1 protein-coding gene and 3 pseudogenes are annotated in these 1,847 nt (G+C 37.5%); all 4 read right to left on the bottom strand.

Going from position 1 to position 1,847, the window contains the following annotated elements:
• A pseudogene (locus tag GMD5S_RS0209595) lies at nt 1-318 on the bottom strand (hypothetical protein); the annotation flags it as partial.
• A pseudogene (locus tag GMD5S_RS10325) lies at nt 315-944 on the bottom strand (hypothetical protein). The pseudogenes GMD5S_RS0209595 and GMD5S_RS10325, both read right to left, overlap by 4 nt.
• Nucleotides 941-1,567, bottom strand: coding sequence for a hypothetical protein (locus tag GMD5S_RS0209605; RefSeq protein WP_001223907.1), 627 nt, complete (start codon nt 1,565-1,567; stop codon nt 941-943). Before GMD5S_RS0209605 ends, GMD5S_RS10325 begins: the two are co-directional and overlap by 4 nt.
• Nucleotides 1,564-1,847: pseudogene (locus tag GMD5S_RS0209610) on the bottom strand (hypothetical protein); the annotation flags it as partial. The gene GMD5S_RS0209605 and the pseudogene GMD5S_RS0209610, both read right to left, overlap by 4 nt.

Genomic DNA, 1,847 nt, shown 5'->3' on the forward strand with positions numbered 1-1,847 from the left:
TAAACGTAGACAGTCTCCTTTTTCTCGATAGTCTGTTGCTGGATTGTCTTCAAAATCTAATTCAAGATTTTCATATACATGACTCCCAAATTTATTGATAATCCCTTCTTTCAACTGAACATTATTCCATCTATTATCATGCATCCACTTATTCAATTTCAAGTGAATAGTTGGGTCTGTTTTAAATGGGCGAGTATTCCCAAAATAAGAAATATCTACTGTCTTCCCATCTTTAGTATCAAACCACATCCTTTTCGCTAGTTCCATGTAATCAAATGGAATTTCTTTGATGTAATCACCTTTGATGTAAATTCTCACTCGTCTTCCTCGTCGTCATACACACGTTCACCATGGATTTTGATGTATTCTTCACGAAGACGTTCTTCTTCATCCCACAAAGGTTCCTCTACAGGTTTCAAACTTTTCAGTTCCTCCACGCTGATATCGGTTGCTTTATCTTAACTTAGTGATAAGACATCCTTGTGCAACTCCTTAAAAGTCTCTACATCCATCCAGGTCTCCTTGTCATCCTCGCTAATCCGACCATCAATTGCAGAAGCTACCTCGACTGCCATGATATACATAGCTCGTTTATCAACTGTTAACACATCTGTATGAGAGGTTGCGATACGTAGATAATCCCCACGTTCTCTCCACTCTGTAATGAAAGTTTTTTCAAATTCCAATGTTATACTCTCATATTCCAAAGACAACCAAGGATTGCTCGGAATTATAAAAGAAGCTTTATCCCATCTTTCATCAACAGAAGCCCATTTGTGTAACCGAACACCAAAGTAAAAATCATCCTGTAGCATGGCATCATCACCAACATTGGAGAAACTTATTTTCTTGCCTTTCCGTTCCTTAAACCACATCTTCCAAACAAGCTCTCTAGTTGTGAAGTCTATTTTTTTCGTAAAATCACTTTTGATGTATAGTCTCACTCATCTTCCTCATCTTCATAAACTCGTTCACCATGGATTTGGATGTACTCCTCACGCTTCTTATCCAATTCTTCCCAGATGGGATCGTCAATAGCATCAATCGTTTGAATTTCTTCCAAACTCATCTCATTTGCTTCATCAAAGGTTAAAGATAAGATATCTTGGTGCTTTTTCTTGAATTCCTCGATTGTTAGCCATGTTTTCTTATCATCTTCACTAATTTTTCCATCAATCGCAGTCGCAATTTCGAGTGCCATAATATACATAGCTCGCTTATCAACTGTTAATATATCTAGATAATTCGAAGCGATTCTTAGGTATTTTCCCTTTTCTCTACCGTCGCTTTCATAACTTCCTTCATAATCCAAATCAATATTTTCATACATTTGGGAATTGATTGCACTGCCACCTTTAACCTTGGCATCTTTCCAACGAGAGCCACTTGCTCCCCACTTATCTAACCGTAAAGATAAATAGAAGTCATTTTGCAACATCTCATCATCCCCGACATTTGAGAAACTTATTTTTTTACCATTTCTTTCTTTAAACCACATTTTCCATGCGAGTTCTCTGTAGCCAAATGACACTTTTCTAGTATAATCACCTTTGATGTATATTCTCACTCGTCTTCCTCGTCGTCATAAACACGTTCGCCGTGGATTTTAATGTATTCTTCATTCCTGCGGTCGTCTTCTTCCCAAACTGGGTCTCTCACATCATCCATAAACGGAATTTCTTCCAAACTCAGCTCATTAGCTTCTTCATAACTCATCGAAAGGATATCCTCATGCCGTTTTTTAAATTCCTCAACACTTAACCAGCTCTCTTTATCATCTTCGCTAATCTGACCATCAATAGCAGTCGCAATTTCAATGGCCATAATATACATAGCTCGTTTATCAA

It is taken from the genome of Streptococcus sp. GMD5S, assembly GCF_000298715.2.
GTDB lineage: Bacteria > Bacillota > Bacilli > Lactobacillales > Streptococcaceae > Streptococcus.